The sequence below is a fragment of the Loktanella sp. D2R18 genome (assembly GCF_003318235.1).
Classification (GTDB): Bacteria; Pseudomonadota; Alphaproteobacteria; order Rhodobacterales; family Rhodobacteraceae; genus Yoonia.
This window is the reverse complement of sequence record NZ_QOCG01000030.1, coordinates 349,883-371,386: the sequence shown is the minus strand read 5'-3', so window position 1 is coordinate 371,386 and position 21,504 is coordinate 349,883. Positions and strand designations below refer to the sequence as shown.

The 21,504-nt window shown below is 55.0% G+C and carries 18 protein-coding genes and 1 tRNA gene; 4 read left to right on the top strand and 15 right to left on the bottom strand.

All coding sequences use genetic code 11. From position 1 onward, the window contains the following. The first annotated feature begins 32 nt into the window (after positions 1 to 32). The gene (gltX, locus tag DS901_RS15335) at positions 33 to 1,355 is read left to right on the top strand and encodes a glutamate--tRNA ligase (RefSeq protein ID WP_113777781.1); all 1,323 of its coding nucleotides are present in this window, start codon (positions 33 to 35) and stop codon (positions 1,353 to 1,355) included. Here the strand turns inward: gltX and DS901_RS15330 are convergent. Genes DS901_RS15330 through DS901_RS15320 form a run of 3 tightly spaced genes read right to left on the bottom strand, consistent with a single transcriptional unit; the run spans position 1,342 to position 5,077 of the window. Then, the gene (locus DS901_RS15330) at positions 1,342 to 1,890 is read right to left on the bottom strand and encodes a gamma-glutamylcyclotransferase (RefSeq protein ID WP_113777780.1); all 549 of its coding nucleotides are present in this window, start codon (positions 1,888 to 1,890) and stop codon (positions 1,342 to 1,344) included. The two genes, gltX and DS901_RS15330, sit on opposite strands and share 14 nt — an antisense overlap. Then, on the bottom strand, positions 1,887 to 4,391 hold the full coding sequence (locus DS901_RS15325) for an ABC transporter permease (RefSeq protein WP_113777779.1): 2,505 nt from the start codon (positions 4,389 to 4,391) through the stop codon (positions 1,887 to 1,889). The genes DS901_RS15330 and DS901_RS15325 overlap by 4 nt, the downstream gene beginning before the upstream one ends. Next, a complete protein-coding gene (locus DS901_RS15320; RefSeq protein WP_113777778.1) occupies positions 4,388 to 5,077 on the bottom strand; it encodes an ABC transporter ATP-binding protein in 690 nt (229 codons plus the stop codon). Before DS901_RS15320 ends, DS901_RS15325 begins: the two co-directional genes overlap by 4 nt. Here DS901_RS15320 and DS901_RS15315 point away from each other — a divergent pair. Continuing rightward, positions 5,076 to 5,762, top strand: coding sequence for an arylesterase (locus tag DS901_RS15315; RefSeq protein WP_113777777.1), 687 nt, complete (start codon positions 5,076 to 5,078; stop codon positions 5,760 to 5,762). The two genes, DS901_RS15320 and DS901_RS15315, sit on opposite strands and share 2 nt — an antisense overlap. On the opposite strand, the gene DS901_RS15310 is transcribed toward DS901_RS15315, so the two are convergent. From DS901_RS15310 to DS901_RS15290, 4 genes are all read right to left on the bottom strand, one after another. After that, positions 5,759 to 8,194 carry a GcvT family protein gene (locus DS901_RS15310; protein WP_113777776.1) on the bottom strand — a complete coding sequence of 812 codons (2,436 nt, stop codon included), beginning with the start codon at positions 8,192 to 8,194 and terminating at the stop codon, positions 5,759 to 5,761. The two genes, DS901_RS15315 and DS901_RS15310, sit on opposite strands and share 4 nt — an antisense overlap. Positions 8,195 to 8,277: 83 nt before the next feature. Continuing rightward, positions 8,278 to 9,252, bottom strand: a complete 975-nt coding sequence (locus DS901_RS15305; protein WP_113777775.1) for a LysR family transcriptional regulator — start codon at positions 9,250 to 9,252, stop codon at positions 8,278 to 8,280. 1,405 nt (positions 9,253 to 10,657) lie between these two features. Next, positions 10,658 to 10,733: transfer RNA gene (locus tag DS901_RS15295), tRNA-Ala, on the bottom strand. Positions 10,734 to 10,835: 102 nt separating this feature from the next. Beyond that, on the bottom strand, positions 10,836 to 11,162 hold the full coding sequence (locus tag DS901_RS15290; RefSeq protein WP_113777773.1) for a TIGR02300 family protein: 327 nt from the start codon (positions 11,160 to 11,162) through the stop codon (positions 10,836 to 10,838). A 109-nt stretch (positions 11,163 to 11,271) separates the two neighbouring features. Here DS901_RS15290 and DS901_RS15285 point away from each other — a divergent pair, with 109 nt between their 5' ends. Further along, positions 11,272 to 11,964, top strand: a complete 693-nt coding sequence (locus DS901_RS15285; protein ID WP_113777772.1) for a M48 family metallopeptidase — start codon at positions 11,272 to 11,274, stop codon at positions 11,962 to 11,964. Between the two features lie 33 nt (positions 11,965 to 11,997). Further along, positions 11,998 to 12,645, top strand: a complete 648-nt coding sequence (locus tag DS901_RS15280) for a GntR family transcriptional regulator (RefSeq protein WP_113777771.1) — start codon at positions 11,998 to 12,000, stop codon at positions 12,643 to 12,645. Here the strand turns inward: DS901_RS15280 and DS901_RS15275 are convergent. The 8 genes from DS901_RS15275 to DS901_RS15240 form a co-directional block, all read right to left on the bottom strand. Beyond that, complete coding sequence (locus DS901_RS15275) at positions 12,642 to 13,478, bottom strand: TerB family tellurite resistance protein (protein WP_113777770.1); 837 nt, start codon at positions 13,476 to 13,478, stop codon at positions 12,642 to 12,644. The genes DS901_RS15280 and DS901_RS15275 overlap by 4 nt on opposite strands. 182 nt (positions 13,479 to 13,660) lie before the next feature. Continuing rightward, on the bottom strand, positions 13,661 to 15,049 hold the full coding sequence (gene lpdA, locus DS901_RS15270; protein WP_113777769.1) for a dihydrolipoyl dehydrogenase: 1,389 nt from the start codon (positions 15,047 to 15,049) through the stop codon (positions 13,661 to 13,663). Positions 15,050 to 15,114: 65 nt separating this feature from the next. Next, positions 15,115 to 15,525, bottom strand: coding sequence for an MAPEG family protein (locus DS901_RS15265; RefSeq protein WP_113777768.1), 411 nt, complete (start codon positions 15,523 to 15,525; stop codon positions 15,115 to 15,117). Beyond that, on the bottom strand, positions 15,515 to 16,393 hold the full coding sequence (locus tag DS901_RS15260) for a hypothetical protein (RefSeq protein WP_147249948.1): 879 nt from the start codon (positions 16,391 to 16,393) through the stop codon (positions 15,515 to 15,517). Before DS901_RS15260 ends, DS901_RS15265 begins: the two co-directional genes overlap by 11 nt. Positions 16,394 to 16,555: 162 nt before the next feature. Beyond that, positions 16,556 to 16,900, bottom strand: coding sequence for a hypothetical protein (locus tag DS901_RS15255; protein WP_113777766.1), 345 nt, complete (start codon positions 16,898 to 16,900; stop codon positions 16,556 to 16,558). A gap of 5 nt (positions 16,901 to 16,905) precedes the next feature. Further along, positions 16,906 to 18,081 carry a 2-oxoglutarate dehydrogenase complex dihydrolipoyllysine-residue succinyltransferase gene (gene odhB, locus DS901_RS15250; protein WP_113777765.1) on the bottom strand — a complete coding sequence of 392 codons (1,176 nt, stop codon included), beginning with the start codon at positions 18,079 to 18,081 and terminating at the stop codon, positions 16,906 to 16,908. Next, on the bottom strand, positions 18,081 to 21,038 hold the full coding sequence (locus DS901_RS15245) for a 2-oxoglutarate dehydrogenase E1 component (protein WP_113777764.1): 2,958 nt from the start codon (positions 21,036 to 21,038) through the stop codon (positions 18,081 to 18,083). Before DS901_RS15245 ends, odhB begins: the two co-directional genes overlap by 1 nt. After that, positions 21,035 to 21,487 (bottom strand): DUF805 domain-containing protein, encoded by a 453-nt coding sequence (locus DS901_RS15240; protein WP_113777763.1) that lies wholly within the window; start codon positions 21,485 to 21,487, stop codon positions 21,035 to 21,037. The genes DS901_RS15245 and DS901_RS15240 overlap by 4 nt, the downstream gene beginning before the upstream one ends. Positions 21,488 to 21,504 lie beyond the last annotated feature (17 nt).

Genomic DNA, 21,504 nt, shown 5'->3' with positions numbered 1-21,504 from the left:
TGGTCATAAGTGCGCCAACAGGAGATGACCCCATGACAACGACCAGATTCGCCCCTTCGCCCACCGGCTGGCTGCACATCGGCAACCTGCGTGCAGCGCTGTTTAACTATGCTATTGCGCGCCAAAACGGTGGGCAATTTGTGCTGCGGATTGATGACACGGATGCGGAACGGTCTAAGGAAGAATATGTTGAGGGCGTCAAAGAGGACCTGACATGGTTGGGCATCAAATGGGACCGTATTGAACGTCAGTCCCAAAGGATGGACCGCTATGAATTGGCGAAACAAAAGCTGATCGACATGGGGCGTTTGTATGAATGCTTTGAAACCCCGGTTGAACTGGACCTGAAACGCAAGAAACAGCTGAACATGGGCAAACCGCCGGTTTACGATCGGGCAGCCCTTGCTCTGTCTGATGCCGAAAAAGATGCACTGCGCGCCGAGCGTGGGTCGCATTGGCGCTTTAAGCTTGATCATGAACGGATCGAATGGGCTGACGGGATTATTGGCGACATTTCAATCGACGCGGCCTCTGTCAGTGATCCGGTGCTGTTTAAGAACGGTGGTCAAATTCTGTATACGCTGGCCTCGGTTGTTGATGATATTGAAATGGGTATGACCGATGTTGTGCGCGGGTCCGATCACGTCACCAACACCGCGACCCAAATTCAAATCATGCACGCGTTGGGCGGCACGCCGCCGCGTTTCGCGCATCACTCATTGCTGACGGGCCCGCAAGGTGAGGCACTGTCAAAACGGCTGGGTACATTGGCGCTACGCGATTTGCGCAAGGCGGGCATTGCTCCCGAAGCTATCTTGTCTCTGATGGCACGTCTTGGATCGTCTGAGCCGGTCGAATTGCGCGCAAATATTGATGAAGTCATCGCAGGTTTTGATATCAGCAAATTCGGCTCTGCGCCGACGAAATTTGACGCCGATGATCTCGGCCCTCTCACGGCGCGCCATTTGGCGACCTTGGATCATGCTGCTGTCACTGACACGATCAGTGCGGCGGGTGTACCAGATGCATTGGCCGAACCTTTCTGGAAAGTCGTGCGCGACAATATCAACACTTTGGATGATGTGGCCGCATGGTGGGTTTTGTTCCGCGATGGTGCAACGCCGTTGGTCGCTGACGAAGATGCAGAATTCGTCACGCAAGCGTTTGATATGCTGGGTGAGCCCCCGTACACGGCGACCACTTGGGGCGAGTGGACCACGCAGGCGAAGGCTGAAACAGGCCGCAAGGGCCGTGGGCTGTTCATGCCATTGCGCAAGGCCGTTACTGGCCTAGAACGTGGTCCGGAAATGGCGGATGTTATGCCGTTGCTACAGGTAAAACCTAAAGCAGGTTAAGCTGGTTCAAATGGTGATCCACCAACGCGGTTTCATCTGATGTAAGTACGCGGTGGCGCGGATACTGTGGGTCGCTCCGGTCTTCGATGATCGGAGCCCATGCATCGGTTGTGTCAAAAAACGCAGCTACGCCATCGACCCCAAACATCTGATGATAACCTTGCACAACAACATCTAGATAGCTGCGCAAAATCCCGTGGTTATTGGTGTGCGGCGTGTGGATGTCAGGGTTGACTTGGTACACCGCCGTCATTGCGCTGGGCGCGTCATGGATGACGGTATCTGTCACGTTATGACGGTTGTAGACGTCTTCGCGCGCGTCAAGCGCGACCCAATCTGCCCCCGGTACACGCGCAATTACCCCGGCGATTTCGCTTTCGGCATCTTGGATCACCGATAGATATGCGATGTTATGCGCGGTGGTACCCTGCCATGTGCGCCGCCAGCCTTTCAGCCGTGCGGGGCGCGGGTCATCGTAGTCGTGTGTGGATAGGTTGACGAGGCTACCATAGCCGAAAAACGCCGGATCGTTCATTCACGTGCCCTTAATACTCGGGCGGGCTTTGCCGCCAATGACCGCCATGCAAATCCAAGACCGGCGGCTGTTGATGCAAGCAACCCACCGAAAATGATCAGCAGGGCATTGCCCCAAATGACGCTATATGTGTTTTCCATAATAAACGTTGTAACGGCCCAACCACCCAAGATTCCAGCCCCCAATGCGACGATCCCAGCCGCGAGCCCCAAAAGCGCGGAACGCAGCGCAAAGCTAAGCAAAATGCGGCCTCGCGTGGCACCCAACGTCTTGAGCACGGCGGCTTCATAGGTGCGGGCGCGTTCACCTGCCGCGGTCGCCCCAATCAACACCAAAAAACCTGTGATCAGGGTGATTAACGCGCCATACCGCGTGGCGGCTGCGATGCCGCCGATTAGCGTAATAATCTGGTCAATCGCATCCCGGATACGGATTGCCGTGATATTTGGATAGGCTGTGGCAAGGTCATGCAGGATTGCAGCTTCGGCCTCTTCTTCGGCATAAACGGTCGCGATCCAGCTATGCGGTGCGCCTGCAAGCGCTGCTTGGTCCAGGGCAAGCACAAAGCCGATCCCAGCGTCTTCCCAGCTGACATTGCGGAAACTGGTGATAGTCCCCGTGATGTCGCGCCCAAGCACGTTGATGGTCATCGTGTCGCCCAGTTGCAGCCCCATCTCGGCGGCTTCTTCTTGTGAAAAGCTAATCTGCGGTGGGCCGTCGTAGCCGACCGGCCACCATTCACCCGCTGTAATTTCTGTGCCATTTGGCTGCGCATCGGCATAGGTGATCCCGCGATCGCCACGCACCACCCAATGGCCCCCGGCTGCCTGTTGGGCCGGTTGGTCGTTGATCCGCGTGATGACACCGCGTAGCATCGGGGCTGTTTCAACCTTGCTGACCGCAGGATCGCTATCAAGCCGGGCGTTGAACCCGTCAATTTGATCAGGCTGGATGTCGACAAAGAAATAGCTTGGGGCGATGCTGGGCAACTCATCAGTGAAAGAGCTTTGTAAATTGCCATCAATTTGTCCCACTGCGGCCAGTACCGTCAGCCCAAGCCCAAGCGATAGCACAACAGATGTGGCTTCGCCGCCCTGTGCACCGATTGCGCCAAGCGCCGAACGTAGGGCGGGCCGTCCGCGCGAAGACGTGCGCAGGCGTCTCGCAATCCAGCGGATCACAAAGGCTGCAAAGACGAGGATTGCGAGCGACCCCGCGATCCCGCCTGCCGTCCATAGGGTTAAGAATGCGGTGCCTGAAAAATAGATCGCTGCCGCGACAAGAGTGATGACTAATGCAGTCAACACGCTAAGATATTGGCGGGGCGGCAGCGTTTTTGACCCACCAAATGCGTCACGAAACAGGGTCGCGGCGCGGATGTCATCCGTCTTTGCAAGCGGCCAAAGCGTGAAAATAAGCGCCGCAAGTACGCCGTAAACGGCAGCCTCAATTAAGGGCGCGGTATATATGGTAAATACTGCGGGGATCGGCAGGCGTGCTTCGATCAGAGGAGCGAACATGAGCGGAAGTGCAGCCCCCAAGAGCAATCCGATGCTGATACCCACAAGCGAGAGCACCCCAATTTGAATGAAATACGTCTGGAAAATCGTCGCCCGTGTCGCCCCTAGGGTTTTCAGTGTGGCAATCACATTTGTTTTGGTCGCGAGATAGGCGCGGACGGCAGCGGACACGCCAACGCCGCCAACGGCCAATCCTGACAGGCCGACAAGGATCAAGAACGCGCCGATCCGGTCGACAAACCGTGCCGTCCCACCAGCGCCCCGACGGCTATCGCGCCAGCGTAGCCCATCGTCACGAAATTGCTGTAGGGCCTCGCGGCGCAGCTCAGAAAGATTGGCCCCTTCGGGCAGGACTAGCCGGTATTCTGTTGAAAACAATGTGCCTTCGTTTAGCAGCCCGGAATTCGCCAGCGCGGTAGTCAGAACAATTGTGCGGGGCCCAAGTCCAAAACCACCCGCCGCATTGTCGGGATAGCGATCAAGCACCGCGCGCAGGGTAAAGCTTTGCGTGCCCAGCCGAAACTGGTCACCGGGTGTCAGCCCTAACCGGTCAACCAAGACCCTTTCCATCACGGCGCCATAATCCGCAAGTGCATCTGCGAGCGGCATGGGTGGGTCAAGTGTCACGGCGCCAATCAGCGGGTATAGATCATCTACGGCCCGGATTTGGGTCAAACCACGGGCGTCACCGACAACGGCCATTGATCGAAAATCAACTGTTTCGGACACTTGGGTTGCGATGCTTTCCAGCCATTCACGTTCAGCGTCGCGCGCAAATCGATAGGTAAACGATATTTCGGCATCGCCGCCCAAAAGGGCTGCGCCATCGCGTTTGAGACCCGCCTCGATCCCGGCGCGTACGGTGCCCACGGCCGCAATCGCTGCGACACCTAGCGCAAGACAAGCCAAAAACACCCGAAAGCCGCGCAAGCCCCCACGCAATTCGCGCGCGGCAAAACGGGCAGCAATGCGCAGGCTCATTGTGGGGCCTGCGTTGCTGTGTCGATCCGACCACCGCGCAGGCGCACAACACGGTCACAGCGCGCCGCAAGTTCGGGCGCATGGGTAACCATGATCAGGGTCGCGCCGTGTTTGTCGCGCAAATCAAACAGCAGATCCATGATCGCTTGCCCATTGGTTTCATCAAGATTGCCCGTCGGTTCATCCGCAAGCAAAATACGCGGACGCGGTGCCGAGGCGCGCGCAAGTGCGACGCGTTGCTGTTCGCCGCCTGACATTTGACTGGGGTAATGGTTGATCCGGTCGCCAAGGCCGACGGCCTCTAATTCTGCTTGTGCGCGGCTGAATGCATCGCCCGCGCCAGCTAATTCGAGCGGGGTTGCGACATTTTCAAGTGCAGTCATTGTCGGGATCAGGTGGAAAGATTGGAACACCACCCCCATATTGTCACTGCGAAAGCGGGCCAACTGGTCTTCGGTCATTGTTGTCAGCTCTTGGTCAAGCGCCATGATGCTGCCAGATGTGGCCTGTTCCAGCCCGCCCAAAAGCATAAGGAGAGACGATTTGCCCGATCCGCTAGGCCCGATAAGCCCCAATGTTTCGCCCGCTGCGATATCCAACGAGATATCATGCAAGATGTCGACGCGCCCTGCATTTCCGTCGAGCGATAGGTTGGTGCCAGAAATAGAAAAAACAGGGTCGGTCATGCGTGGGGCCTTTGGTCAGATCATGTCTTTTGGATATGGCGCGCGCGGCGCATTTCGCAACCTTACTACTGCTGTTTTGCTAACAACAAGTTCTGTTCAGGCCCAAACCGTCACAATCGCGGCACTCGGGGATAGTCTGACTGCAGGGTATGGATTGCAGCAAGATGATGGCTTTGTGCCGCAGCTACAGGCGTGGCTGGACGGGCAGGGGGTGGATGCCCGGATGATCAATGCTGGCGTGTCTGGGGATACCACGGCGGGCGGGCGCAGTCGGGTGGATTGGACCTTAACACCGGATGTTGATGCGATGATCGTCGCGCTTGGTGGGAATGATTATTTGCGCGGCATTGACCCCGCAGTGAGTTTTGAAAATCTGGATACGATCTTGGCCGCTGGGCAAGCTGCGGGCGTTGGCATGTTGCTGGTTGGGCTTGATGTGGGGGCGAACTATGGTGCGGAATATGAGGCAGCGTTTGAGCAAAACTATGTGACGCTCGCGGCAAAATACGATGTTCCGCTTTACCCTGATTTTTTGGCGGGGATCCGCGCGGTGGTTGATACCCCCGCGGCGTTGGCCGAATTTGTGCAGTCAGATGGGCTGCATCCCAACCCCACTGGTGTGGGGTTGATCGTTGCAGATATCGGACCATCGGTTATGGAATTGATCGCAGCCTCCGTCGATTAAGCCCGCATACGCGCGTAGCTTGGATCATAAGGGCCTGTTGCAATCACGCGGGCGCTCACCGGTGCGCCGATGACGTCAACCGTCAGCGCGGTATCGACCTGCGCCAGATCGGGGTTCACAAAGGCATAGGCCAAATTGAGTCCCGTGCGATGCCCCCAGTCACCTGATGTGACAGTGCCGACAATTGCCCCATCGTACCAGACGGACGCGCCGCCATGGGCGGGGGCATCTTCGGTGTCGATCGCCAGTGTAACCAGTTTAACCTGCGGCCCGTTTTTAAAGCGTTTGAGCAAAGCTGCCTTGCCAATAAAGTCACCTTTGTCGAGTTTGACAAACCGATCCAGCGCCGTCTCGAAAGGGTCGAATTCGGTCAGGATATCGGCTTTCCAGTGCAAGAACCCTTTTTCGACGCGCATAGAATCGACCGCCCGCGCACCAAAGAGACGCAGATCATGCGCCTGACCTGCTTTGCGCAATGCGGCATAGGCGGCATGTAGGTTTTCATTCGGCACGTGGATTTCATAGGCAAGTTCGCCCGAAAAACTCACGCCGAGCACCGTGGCAGGGGCGATCCCTATATGGGTTTCACGGACCGACAGCCAAGGGAACGCCTCGCGGGACCAGTCACCACGTGACGCCGCAGCAAGAACATCACGCGCTTTTGGCCCCGCCAGCACAAGAATAGTCTGGCTGTTGGTGAGGGATGTAATGGTGACATCTTCATCGGCGCGTAGATGGCTTTGCAACCAATCCATATCGTGGAATTCAGACGCGGCGGCAGAACCATACCACACCCGTTCTGGACCACGGTCAGAGGCGGGCAGGTTGGCCACTGTGGCCTCGCCCTTCAGCAGGCCATGGTCGTTCAGAAGATACCCAAGCCCAACACGGCCCGCTCGTTTTGTGACGGTGCCACAGAACATGCGGTCAAGGAAGCTATGCACGTCACGGCCCGTCAGTTCAAAACGGTTGAAGCCAGAGACTTCGGTCATGCCCACGCCGGTTGAAACGGCTTTGACCTCTGCCGCGACGACATCATGCACCTCGTTAAAGCGAAATCCGAGCGTTTCTTTAAAATCAGGGGTCGGCTTGATGTAGTCGACGCGCTCCCATCCGTTGACAGTGCCCATCTCGGCACCTTCCGCCACGAGTACTGTGGTCAATGGCGTCGTTTTCATCGGGCGCCCGGCGGGGCGATGTTCATGCGGGAAGTGAAAGCGGAATTCGTTTTGGTAATCTTCGATCGCTTTGAGCGCGGTGAGCTCAACTGTCGCGTGACCGGTAAAGCGGCGCGGATCAATGACCCAAGTGTCATATTGGGCTTCGCCGTGCACGATCTGCTGGGCGAGCAGCCAGCCGTGGCCACCGCCTTCACCTAGCCCCGCACGCAGACCAATGATGCAATACGCATTTCGTTTGCCCGGGATAGGCCCAACAAGCGGCGCACCGTCGATGGTGTAGGTGATGGGACCGTTGACGATTTCGCGGATGCCCGTTTCCATCAAGGCGGGCATCCGTTCAAACGCCCCCTCAAGCACATCGGTCACACGCTCAAGATCATCAGGGCACAGGGCATTGGTGAAATGTGGGTCGATCCCATCCATGCCCCATGTCTGGCAATCTTGTTCATAAAAACCGAGTAGAAGCCCGCCTTTTTCTTGGCGGCTGTAATAGTCGCTAATTGGACAACGCAGCAGGGGAATCCGGTGACCAGCCTCAGCGATGGCGGGGATGTCTTCGGTCAGAAAATACTGGTGTTCCATCGAGGCAACAGGGTGCTGCACACCCATCATCGCGCCGATTTCATTACAGCGATAGCCGCCCGCGTTCACCACGATTTCACATTTCACATCGCCCTTTTCCGTGTGGACGGTCCATGTGCTATCGGCGTGTTGGGTCAGGCTGGTGACGGGGGTGTGGCGGTTGACCTCTGCCCCGGCAAGGCGGGCGCGGCGCGCCAATGCCTGACAGAGCTGTGCAGGGTCAATGTGACCATCGGTTGGGTCCCACAAACCGCCCAAAAGGTTGTCGGTTGAAATGAGCGGGTGCCGGCGGGCGCATTCTTCGGCGTCGATAACTTCAAATTCGACACCCATGCCTGCGGCCATTGACGCGAAGTGTCGATAACCGTCCATCTGTTCCGCAGTGTTGGCCAGACGAATGCCGCCATCGCCGTAGTTATAACCGACTGGATACTCTGGGTCGTCGCGCAGCTCTTTATACAGGTTGATCGAATGCGTTTTCAGCCCAACCATCGTTTGTGTCATGCCGAAGTTGGTGACCTGCGCAGCAGAGTGCCAGGTTGTGCCTGAAGTGAGTTCGTCACGTTCAATGAGCATCACGTCGGTCCAGCCTTCCTGGGTCAGGTGATACAGGGCAGAACAGCCGGCGATCCCGCCGCCAATAACAACAACGCGTGCTTGGTCTCTCATGTCGATTTATCCGTGATATATGGGTATTTCCCCTATCAAAGCGCAACGGGTCAAAAGGTCAATCTTGAAACAACAGTTTCGTATTATTCGAAACTAAGTTCCGAGATGTCCAGCGGCTCTGTCAGCCAAGGGTAGGCGGCACAGGCCGGTTGGATGATCTCGCGCCGCATGATTTGACGCAGCAGTGTTGCGACGGCTTCGCGGGTGGGGGTATCAATGGTATCGCGCGCAACAAGCGCTATACGCCGCGAAAATGCGGGCAATGGCAACGGGTGCAATGAGGTGTTTTGCGCAAAGCGCTGTGACCGTACAAAACCGACAGGCGTGATGATCGACCAACCGGTACCGCCCGCAATAATCGCCATAATTGATTGCACGCTGTCAAAATCTAAGCGGCGCGGCAGATCGATCTGATTGCGGGCAAGGTGTGCGGCGATTTGTTTGCCGATCAGGTGGCTTGGGTTGAAACGTAGAAAATCCAACTGCGCGCGCCCCCGGACAATATCCGCAGGTGCATCATTTTGCCTGTCAGGCAAGGCCAACACAAAAGGATCACGCATAAGACACAGGCGTGTGACACCCATCGCAGCATCATCGCTTTCGGCGACCACCGCAAGGTCGATCGCGCCTTTTTGCAAAAGATCGCCCGCTTGGTGGCTTAGGATGTTGCGGATCGAAAGCGTCGCTTGCGGCATTTCTTTGGCCAAAAACGTGGCTAATGCAGGTGTAACGTTGCTTTCGAATTCGTCGATCATACCGATGCGCAATGACCGGGCTTGCAACAGTCCAGAAATGACCGTCGCATCGGCGGCCTGCCGGATATGGTGCAGCCCCTTGGATAAATGTTGCAGGGCTTGATGCCCTTCACGGGTTAGGACAAAGGGCCGGGTCGTGCGGTCGAATAAAATCGTGCCTATCTGATCTTCTAGCCGCGCGATATGGTGCGAAACAGACGAAATCGAAAGCGCCATTTCAGCCGCAGCAGCCTGAATTGACCCGGTGCGAGCAACCCGCTCGAAGGCGTCTAAAGCCTGTAATGATACGCGAGGAAGTGACACAAATTGCCCTCTTCAGTTTCGATACAACTGGAACTGTGCAAGGCTTGGGTGATTAAGTCAAATGTGGTCTAAAGTAATCACTATAAGAATTTGGGGCGGGTTGTGTTCCCCGTTTCAAATCGTAACTTTGGGTAAAGTTTAGTGTATAGAAAGCACGGAGTTGGACCATGCCGCAGTCGACCTCAATAGCGTTGGGGTTCTCTTTGAAACCAGCTTGCAAAGTGCGTTGGATATACTCAGCGCCAACTGTCCAAGGCCCGTTGGCCACATAATCTAGGTCGACACCATCGTTAGGGCCAGATACGTGGATTCGCGTGAAGGTTATTATTGTCCCCATCACCCGTGCTGTAGCCGACAAAACCGTGCGCTAATAATCTCCCATCACATACCCAACGCCTTTAGGGGCGACCGCAGTGCTTAGGTATGTGGACGAAACATTTTCGAGCATCAGCCCACCTGATGATCAGGAATCCAAAGTTGCCCCTTTTTTTGCTCTTAAAGTCTAATGAAATCAATAGCTCTGTCTTCGAGTTGTGCAGTCGACCTTCCTTTTTGGCAGCATAGTTCTTCTTTCGATAATCGACGGAAAGCCGACGTTCGTAACCCGCTTGGCGACTGTCTGCTGTGCGGGCTTAGTTGCCATTTGCCTCAAACCCATGAACGCCCTTCAATCGAATGAAATTCACCAGTTATGTTGAGCCAAAACATTTTGCTTACAACGCTCATAGTTACTGCTTCGTTCTGCTTCTTCAGCAGCATCTTTTGGCCTTGTCGGAGGCAAATTGTAGAGAACACAATACTGATGTGCATCCAGCTTAATGTCATTAATCGCACACGACATTACATCCTGTTTCGACGTCAATCGATCGTTCCTCGAACAGTTATCATGATAGTATGCCAATCGTTCCTCAGCATTAGCATCCCAGAGAAACCAAGAGGGCCCCCCAATACGTTCAGGGTTTGGGTTGCTGCTTCGGCCACAATAGCCAGTCGGATTGGAACACCCCAGGAGGCTCGATGTAGCTGAACATGACGCCGCTCCAAGCCCTATGGTTACAAACGCAAATCCAATCATGATAGTCTTTTGCATAAAAAATTGACGTCCCGTGTTCGGTTTTATCATAAGTAAAGTTTAGCGTCAGAAGCTGATTGATTTCACATATTAGGCGTTCACGGGCCTGAATAAAAGGCTCCTGTGATCACTCCAAAACCTATGTTGTTCTGGGACCTTTTTGATTGACCAACGATAGCGGACATTAGCTGCATTGCAGAAAATCGGTAAAGAGAGCTCATAGCTGACATTCGCTGCATCCCACGCCAATGACCGCGAATGGTTTTGGTGAGTCGAAAGGTAGATTTATGCTGCCATAGAGGAGCGAATATGGGGTGCTGAGCATTTCAGTATTGGTGGAGCCTAGCGGGATCGAACCGCTGACCTCCTGCATGCCATGCAGGCGCTCTCCCAGCTGAGCTAAGGCCCCATCGTGATGACTATAGTCATCGGGTGCAACATCCGTTGCGAGGTGCTGTCTATGCAGCGGACCGGGCGAAATCAAGAGAAAATCGCGCCCGGAGTTAGAAAATTAATCGTCGTCGTTTGTGGCGACGTCAGCCAGTTCGTCCAATGACACTGTATCTTCGTCATCGTCGTCTTCAAGCACGTCATCGCCAAGATCTACGTCATCTGTATCGTCATCGTCATCGAGCACCAGATCATCCGTTTCATCGGCTTCTTTGGCTTTCTTGGACTGCGCGTCTTCGGCGTCTGCGACCATGGTCCGGGTTTTGGACGTATCGACAGCAACTTCATTGCCGGTGTAGGGGCTAATGATTGGTGTCGCGTTCAGGTCGTAAAAGCGTTTGCCGGTTTCAGGGCAAACACGCTTTGTGCCCCATTCTTCCTTAGGCATAGGCTATCCCTTCAAATTCTTGTCTAACCCTTGCGGGTGATCGGTGCCAACTGCCATAAGCAGGCAGGCGTGTCAAAGCCTTTGACACATAAATCATGAGTAGTTGGATATGGTGCGTCATAAGCTTGAAGGCAACCCCTCTATTGAGGTGGATTTGCGGCGTTCTGCGCGGTCGCGGCGGCTATCATTGCGTGTGTCCCGTCTGGACGGGCGTGTGACGCTAACAATGCCGCCGCGCACCCCCGACCGCGAGGCCTTTGCATTCTTGCGCGCGCAAGAAGATTGGCTACGCGGGCACCTTGCACAACTCGGCCCAGTGGTGCGCGTCGCTGTCGGAGGAACCTTGTTGTTGCGCGGCCAAGAATTGCCCGTCCGCCATGCGGATGTGCCACGTTTGCAGATCAAAGACGATGCAGTATTGGTACCAAACGGGGTCAAGCTGAACGAGAGCGCCCTGCAAGCCGCGCTCAAGGTGCTTGCACGCGATGCGCTGGCTGCCGCCTCTGACGCTTATGCGGCGCAGCTGGGGGTGGCCTATACGCGGCTGACCATACGCGATACGCGGTCGCGTTGGGGGTCTTGCAGTAGCGCGGGGGCGTTGATGTATGCGTGGCGGCTTATTATGGCCCCACCAGCGGTGTTGGACTATGTTGCCGCACATGAGGTCGCGCACTTGCGCGAAATGAACCATGCGCCCGCGTTCTGGGCGGTCGTGGCGCGGTTATGCCCGGATTATGAAATTCACCGGGTTTGGCTGCGCGAAAACGGGGATCAGCTGCACCGTATTCGATTCGACGATTGACCGCGGACCTGTTTGTGATCACATATTGCAATCATGATCCAACCGCGCCCCACTGATCCAACGATTGCCGCCCATGAACGGGTTTACCGTGCGTTGCGCACGCGCATCATGCACGGTGAAATCGCCCCCGGTGAGGCGTTGACCCTGCGCGGGATTGGGCATGACTACGATGTTTCGATGACCCCCGCGCGCGAAGCCGTGCGCCGACTTGTGGCGGAAGGGGCCTTGTTTCTTTCGTCTTCGGGGCGCGTGTCGACACCGGCCCTATCCAACGACCGGATCGAAGAGCTTGCGACATTGCGGGCGTTACTTGAGCCAGAACTGGCGTCGCGTGCCTTGCCGCGTGCCCATTTTGCGCTGATCGACCGGCTTGAATCCATCAACAACGGCGTGAGCCATATGATCGCGCGCCACGATTCGTCTGGCTATATTCGGATGAACCTTGAATTCCACCGCACACTTTACCTGCGCGCGCAGGCGCCCGCGATGTTGGCGATGACGGAAACAGTTTGGTTGCAGTTGGGGCCGACAATGCGCGCACTTTATGGGCGGCTGAACCGGACAGAGCCCCCTTATCATCACAAGCTGATTTTGGCAGCGTTGAAGGCAGGGGATGAACCGGGCTTGCGGCTCGCGGTGCGCACGGATGCGACGCAGGGTTTGCGGATGCTTAAGACCTAAGCGGCATCTTCGGATGCATAGACGAGATCTAGCAGGCGGCGAAAATCCTCGCCGGGGATGCCCAGCCCATAGGCCAATTCCGTTGCAAAGGCATGTTCCACTGGGATCAAGCGTCCGCTCGCGATGGCGACTGACAAAATGCCCTGCATCATCAAATCTTTTTCACGATCGCGTAAACCTTTGCCAAAGGCGATAAAGTGATGTTCGTCTAGGCCCGCCGACATATCAATCGAATCAACCATTTGGATTACCTCTGAGGTCGGGTAATTCCGCCCGGTCAGGCGACGAATGGTTTTGCGGATATGTGTGAGTTCAATCGAATCCACGATGCCATCGCATTTCGCCATGTGGCACATCGCAGACAAAATCCGAAGGGCGGCTTTCTTGCGCATTGGCCCGCGCAGGTCATAGCCAAGCAGGGATTTGACACGGCGGATGATCACCGCGATCAGCCCTAAACACCCCGAAAGCAAAAGCCCATAAATGCCTAGCTTATGTTTCCAATCATTGCCCGCTACCGGGTTTATCTCAGCGGGAATAAGGCCTAGGGCCTGCGCCGCGACTATCTTGTCTTCGGAATAAAGCTGGTCATAGCTGGTTTCGCAGCCGTCGCTGGCCAACGCATACCCCTGCACATCGCTGGTTAAGACAATGCCGAAAACGACCAAATCATCTGTGACATAGCAAAGCGACATCATGGTTTCATCGGCGCCCGGAATCCGGGTTTTGGTTACAAACTCGAGGCCGGGTGCGCGCGTAACAACTTCAGTTTGGGCCTGCGCAGCAGTGCCAAAGGTGCAAACAAGGAAAAGGGCAACTAAGAGATTATTCATTTCGGCTCTCACAAAACGTTGACGCCTTAAAACATGGATTGGGTGCAAAAATGTGGCGGATATATGGTCGCAGATGCCTAATAGCGCTGCAAGGTTAACTAGTTTTTCGGGAATTGTCTCTAAAATCGGATCAATAGAATTTCGAAATTGGCGCGCCGATTGTTGGTCGGCGCGCCAAAGTGCTAAACGTGGATAGCACCACCACCACAGGCCAAAGCGGCTTCGCGGACGGCTTCGGAATAAGTTGGGTGCGCATGGCAGGTGCGGGCGATGTCTTCGGCAGCAGCGCCGAATTCCATCGCAACACAGATTTCATGAATCAGATCACCGGCCATCGGCCCAATGATATGCGCACCCAAAATGCGGTCTGTTTGCGCATCGACCAGCAGCTTTACAAAGCCGTCGCCGGCAAAGTTGGCTTTCGCGCGGGCGTTGCCCATGAACGGGAATTTGCCGACCTTATAGGCGCGTCCGGCAGCTTTGAGCGTTTCTTCGGTTTCGCCAACATTGCTCACCTCGGGGTGGGTGTAGATTACGCCGGGGATGACACCGTAATTCACATGCGGCTTTTGGCCTGCGATGCCTTCGGCGACGGCCATGCCTTCATCCTCGGCCTTATGGGCAAGCATCGGGCCTGCGATCGTGTCACCAATTGCGTAGATGCCGGGAACGTTAGTCGCGTAGTTCGCATCGGTTTTGATCTGACCACGTTCAGAAAGCGCAACGCCAAGCGCATCAAGCCCCAGACCGGTTGTGAAAGGTTTGCGGCCTGTCGCAACCAAGACCGCATCGGCAGTGATCGTGTGATCGCTTTCGTCTTTACGCAGCTGATAGCTGACAGTGGCTTTGTTGTTCTTGACTTCAACGCCTTGAACCGCCGCGCCCAGTTTGAATTTAAGGCCCTGCTTGGTCAGCATTTTTTGGAACTGACGCGCGATTTCCGCGTCCATGCCGGGGGTGATCGCATCCAAGAATTCAATCACTGTTACCTCGGCGCCAAGGCGGGCATAGACTGACCCAAGCTCTAGCCCGATGACGCCAGCACCGATTACGACCAGTGATTTAGGGACCTTGTTCAGCGTCAGCGCGCCTGTAGAGGTCACGACAGTCTTCTCATCGACCTCGATCCCCGGCAGGACAGATGCTTCGGACCCGGATGCGATAATGATGTTTTTGGCGTCATATGTGTCGTCACCGACCTGAACTTTGCCAACGCTTGGGATGGTTGCCCAGCCTTTGATCCAGTCGATCTTGTTCTTCTTAAACAGATATTCGATGCCACCAGTATTCTGGCCAACAACGTTATCTTTGTAGGATAGCATCTGCTTCCAATCGACCGAAGGCGCTTTGCCCTTCAGGCCCATATCCGCAAAGTTATGTTCTGCTTCATGCAACATGTGCGTCGCGTGCAACAGTGCCTTTGACGGGATACAGCCCACGTTCAGGCAAGTGCCGCCAAGTGTTTCACGGCCTTCAACCACGGCCACTTTCATCCCCAATTGGGCACAACGGATTGCGCTGACATAGCCGCCGGGGCCTGCACCGATTACGATAACGTCATAGCTGGACATGGTATCTCCTTTAGATTTCTTACTGTCGGACTTACGTCGGACATTTGTCGGTTTTTAGTCGGCGTCTAGAACAGTGCCGAGATTATCATGAGCATGGTCGAGAGAAACCCCACAAACCAAATCAGCGAGCGCCAAGGCGTCCAGCCAAAATAATATGCGGGGACATAAAGAATGCGGGCGGCCAGATAGGTCCACGCACAAATCGCGCTAAACCCGGTGCCCTTGTCGCCAAGCGTGATCACGACCACGGCAATGGTGAACAAGATCAACGCCTCAAAATGGTTATTCATCGCCCGGAACAGGCGGCCGGTGCCAACGCTGGCTTGGTCCATCAACGGTTTGCCAAGGCGTTGCGGGTCACGTGGACTGGCGGTCTTGCCGGGGCCAAGTTCGATATTGGCGGGAATGGCCATTAGGCAAAATTGGATCGCTTGCAAGAGTGCCGCAAGGGCAAGTACGGTGAGTTCAGCTGGCATGGAAGTTGTCTCCGTCACTTAGGGGGGATACTGGCCGCACTTCTTGTTCAGCCACCTCAGGTGGATCAAGAATGTCTATTAGTTTTCCCTGTGCTTTCAAACGGATTGAAACATTATGCGGTCGCGAGTCATGCGCAATTTGGGTGATATTGGGGAGATCAGCCAAATAGCCGTGTTGTCTCGTATCGAGTTTGTTTTTGTCGGAAAAGTGCATTTCTGCATGCCCTGAAAGAGGGTTTTCTATTAGAACTTTACGAAGGTCGTTTTCCGGCATGTCGTGCCGAAACCGGGTGCGATGGTCACGCGGGTCGCTATAAACTCTGACAACGTGACGCGTTAACAAAGTCTGCGCGCCAAATGTCACAATGCGTTCAGCATCAAGTGCATGCCCGAACAGCAGCGCCGCATACCCGCCAGCGCTTGCACCTAAAACCGTGAGCGGACGTGGGAAGTCCTGCAAGAGGGATTTCAGAAAATTGATTGTTTCTTCCCGGTTCTCGGTCATCCCCATGAGCCCATTTTGATACCAGATTTTTTCAAAATCTTTGATATAAATCTGGTCGCAATTGACCGAGCTCAATGTCCCCTCAAATTCCAACTTAGAAATCATATCGCCGCCGCCCATACTTCCGCAGATCAGAAACGTGCCGCGTGGAGCTGGAGAGCGCTTAATGCGGACAGGCATAAAATCGGGTTGCGTGGTATAGGCATTAAACCCCTCCGCCTGGATCAAGAGCCGTTGAAACCTGCGCCGGCGTCCCAGCTCGCGTCGGTACAACACATCTTTTTCGGCGAGGGCACGGATACGTTCATCGCGAACCATATCAAGCGCCTCCAGCAATAACGCGAGCGATTGGGTAGTGGCCAAGAGGTCCTTTGCAGGCGAATTGCGCAAGCATCACTTCACCCACAGAGGTCAAAAAATTGCAGGCGTTAGCCGACATATCCATAGATCGGCTATCCCGCAAACCACGTGAAACGTGGGTTCGGTCTCTTGAACGAACTGCGAGCATGATTGGCAAAACTGTCATTACATTGCCCGAATGTCTTTTTGGTCATCAAAGTAATTTCGGCCCGTGATTTTCTGGTATTGCGATAGAAACTGTTCGGCTGCCGCACTTTCTGAGTGTTTGCACTCCACATAGAGCGAGTGACAAGAGCTCCAAGCTGACCGAACCCCATGGAGGGCTTCGGAGGCCGATATTTTTTTGGAAGTGACCGCTTCGCGCATCTCTTCATGACTGATCAAGAGCTCCTCGCGCAGTTTGTAAGTTGCGTCGTCGTACATATGTTTCTGAGCGGCACGGGCGGCATCAAAACAGTCCCAAATATGATCAAAGATGACCATAACCTGTTCTGATGTCCGCCGGGCCATGTGGTTTACAGATCCATCAACAAACGGCGTGGGTCTTCGAGCGCTTCTTTGACGCGTACGAGGAACGTCACAGCGCCTTTGCCGTCGACGATCCGGTGGTCGTAAGACAGCGCAAGGTACATCATTGGTCGGATCACAACTTCACCGTTGATCGCCATTGGGCGGTCTTGGATTTTGTGCATGCCGAGGATGCCGGACTGTGGGGGGTTCAGGATCGGTGAGGACATCAGCGAGCCGTAGACACCACCGTTTGAGATGGTGAATGTGCCGCCTTGCATTTCCGCCATCGACAGTTTTCCGTCACGCGCTTTGGCCCCTTTTTCCGCGATTGCTTTTTCGATGTCAGCAAATGACATCTGATCGGCATCGTTGATCACGGGAACCACAAGGCCAGTGGGCGTGCCCGCAGCGATGCCCATGTTGACGTAGTTTTTATAGACAACGTCGGTGCCGTCGATTTCGGCGTTCACATCAGGCACTTCATTCAGCGCGTGGATACATGCCTTGGTAAAGAAAGACATAAAGCCAAGTTTGACGCCGTGCTTTTTCAAGAACAGGTCTTTGTACTGGTTCCGCAGGGCCATGACCTCGGTCATGTCGACCTCGTTATAGGTGGTCAGCATGGCAGCGGTGTTTTGGCTTTCTTTCAAGCGGCGCGCGATGGTTTGGCGCAGGCGGGTCATTTTGACACGCTCTTCACGGTCAACCTGATTGGCAGCGACTGGTGCGCGCGGTGCGGCCGGGGCTGCGGGTGCAGGGGATGCCAGTGCGTTTAGCACGTCTTCTTTCATGACGCGGCCATCTTTGCCGGTGCCTGTAACGTTAGACAGGTTGTTTTCTGCCATCAGTTTTTTCGCGGATGGGGCGTCTTCAACGTCTTTGGCAGCGGGTGCGGCTGCCGGGGCTGCAGCGGGTGCTTCGGTCTTGGGGGCAGGGGCTGCGTCGCCTGCGGCGATTTGCGCCAGCAGCGCGTCAACGCCGACAGTGTCGCCTTCAGCGGCGACGATTTCTGACAATGTGCCTGCGACGGGTGATGGCACTTCGACGGTGACTTTGTCGGTTTCAAGTTCGCACAGCATTTCGTCAACAGCCACGGCGTCGCCGGGCTGTTTGAACCATGTGGCAACTGTGGCTTCGGTGACGGATTCGCCAAGCGTTGGTACGCGGACTTCGGTGCTCATTACTTTGTTCCTTTGATAGTCAGGGCGTCGTTAACGAGCGCCGCTTGTTCTGCTTTGTGTTTGCTGGCAAGGCCCGTCGCCGGGGATGCCGCTGCGGCGCGACCTGCGTAGACAGGGCGTGTGGTTTTGGCTTTGGTCCGGGTCAGAACCCATTCGATGTTTGGTTCCATAAAGGACCAAGCACCTTGGTTTTTGGGTTCTTCTTGGCACCAGACCATGTCGGCGTTTTTGAACCGGGTCAGCTCGTTCATGGCCGATTGGGCCGGGAACGGATAGAACTGTTCGAACCGCAAGATGTAAACGTCGTTTATGCCGCGTGCGTCGCGCTCTTCTAACAGGTCATAATAGACCTTACCTGAACACATCACGACGCGCTTGATCTTGTCGTCTGCGACGAGTTTGGTGTCAGAATTACCTTGCTGCGCATCATCCCACAAGACGCGGTGGAAACTAGACCCGGTGGTAAATTCTTCGGCCTTGGAAACCGCCATCTTGTGACGCAATAATGATTTCGGCGTCATCATGATAAGCGGTTTTCGGTAACTGCGGTGCAGCTGACGGCGCAGAATGTGGAAGTAGTTTGCAGGTGTCGTACAGTTCGCAACGATCCAGTTGTCACCACCACACATGGTTAAAAACCGTTCCAGACGCGCGCTTGAATGCTCTGGCCCTTGTCCTTCGTAGCCATGCGGCAGGAGACACACGAGACCCGACATCCGCAACCATTTGCTTTCACCCGAAGAAATGAACTGATCAAACATGATCTGCGCGCCGTTGGCGAAATCGCCGAACTGGGCTTCCCAAAGGGTCAGCGCGTTAGGTTCGGCCAGTGAATAGCCATATTCGAAGCCAAGCACCGCGTATTCCGACAGCATGCTGTCGATAACTTCGTATTGCGCCTGGCCTTCGCGGATGTTGTTCAGCGGGTAATAGCGATCTTCGTTTTCTTGGTTAATCAGACCCGAATGGCGTTGGCTGAATGTCCCGCGTGTACTATCCTGCCCGGACAGGCGCACAGGGTAGCCTTCGGTGACAAGCGACCCAAATGCGAGCGCTTCACCCGTGGCCCAATCGAAGCCTTCGCCGCTTTCGAACATTTTAGATTTGGCACCCAAAATGCGATTCACGGTTTTGTGGACAGGGAAACCATCCGGCACAGTTGTCAGACCACGCCCGATTTCTTGGAATGTCTTTTCATCGATGGCGGTCGCGCCACGTTGATAATCTTCCTTTTGGCGATCCAGATGTGACCATTTCCCATCAAGCCAGTCGGCCTTGTTGGGCTTAAAGGTCTTACCGTTCTCGAACTCCGTATTCAGGTGCGCTTGGAACGCGGCCTTCATATCTTCGATTTCGCCTTCGGGGATCAGCCCGTCTTTGACCAGACGTTCGGTGTAAAGCGTCAGCGTGGTTTTTTGCTTTTTGATCTTTTTGTACATCACCGGGTTGGTAAACATCGGCTCATCGCCTTCGTTGTGACCAAAGCGGCGGTAGCAAATGATATCAAGAACCACGTCTTTGTGGAATTTTTGGCGGAACTCGGTCGCGACGCGTGCGGCATGCACGACAGCCTCTGGGTCGTCGCCATTGACGTGGAAAATCGGTGCCTCAACCATCAGCGCAATATCAGTAGGGTAGGGGCTTGAGCGGCTAAAGTGCGGCGCTGTGGTGAAACCGATTTGGTTGTTCACCACGATATGCATCGTGCCACCTGTTTTGTGACCCTTAAGGCCGGACAGGCCGAACCCTTCAGCTACGACACCTTGGCCAGCAAAGGCCGCATCGCCGTGCAATAATATCGCCATAACGCGGGTGCGATCAACGTCATTCTTTTGGTCTTGCTTGGCGCGGACCTTACCCAAGACAACCGGGTTCACGGCTTCTAGGTGGGACGGGTTGGCGGTTAGCGACAGGTGCACTGAGTTGTCATCAAAGCTGCGGTCTGATGATGCGCCAAGGTGATATTTCACATCGCCGGAACCATCGACATCCTCGGGCTTGAACGACCCACCTTGGAATTCGTTAAAGATCGCGCGGTAAGGTTTTTCCATTACGTTCGCAAGAACAGAAAGACGCCCACGGTGCGGCATCCCGATGATGATCTCATCCATGCCCAGTTGACCGCCGCGCTTGATGATTTGTTCCATCGCCGGGATCAGGCTTTCGCCGCCATCTAGGCCAAAACGCTTGGTGCCCATGTATTTGACGTGCAAGAATTTTTCAAAACCTTCGGCCTGCACCAGGCTGTTCAAAATCGCCTTACGGCCATTCTGGGTAAAGGTGATTTCTTTGCCGTAGCCTTCGATACGTTCTTTCAGCCAGCCCGCTTCTTCGGGGTTGGAAATATGCATGTATTGCAAGGCAAATGTGCCGCAGTAGGTGCGTTGCACGATCGCCATGATTTCGTTCATTGTCGCGACTTCGAGGCCCAGCACGTTGTCGATAAAGATCGGGCGATCCATGTCGGCGGCGGTAAAGCCGTAAGATTTTGGATCAAGCTCTGGGTGCGGGACGTTCTCACGCATGCCCAGTGGATCAAGATCCGCAATCAAATGGCCGCGAATACGGTAGGCGCGGATGATCATCAGCGCGCGGATGCTGTCCAACACGGCGTTGCGCACTTGGTTTTCGTCTAACGACACGCCTTTTTCGGCGGCTTTCGCTTTGATCTTTTTACCCGCAGCTTCAGGTTCGGCTGGCCATTGGCCGTCAAGCGCAGATGTCAGGTCGTCGTTGGGAACCGGGGGCCAATCCATACGGCCCCAAGACGGGCCTGCGGCCTCTGCCTTGGCGTCCGTTGGAGCATCACCCAGCGCCTTGAAAAATTCACGCCAGCTTTCGTCAACCGCATTGGGGTTGTCAGCATAGCGCGCATAAAGCTGTTCTACATATTCCGCATTATGCCCTTGCAGGAACGATGAGGCGTGGAGAATGTCGTTAGGTGATTGATCGTTCATGAGAGAACCTCATTGGGGGGCTGATTTAAAGGTGGTTTCAGGCCGATCTTGGTCAATATTGCTAGGCCGAGGATGAAAAGGATGGCTGCTATCACCGGGAAGTATTCTGTACTTGCTGGGTCTGGTGGCATTTCGGAAACATGGAATCCGTAAAGGCCTAGCCCGAATAGTGAGATCATGGGGCCATACTGAGCACCAGCTAAGCCCAATCCAGATTCGTTTGCTCGGCGGGCAGCCATTGCCATAGTCGGCGCTGAAATACTTGCCGCAATGACAAAAATGACGAGAAACGTATCTTTTGAATTCGCGAATGGGATCAAGGCCAAATAAACACAAAACGATAGTACGAGTAAGGGGGGGACAAATATCCAAAACTCACGCCTTGACGCCTGACCTTCAAAGTCAAACGTAGAACGAATTCCTGCTTGGATTATTTGCAGTGACTTCATCTTGTCTATCCTAGACC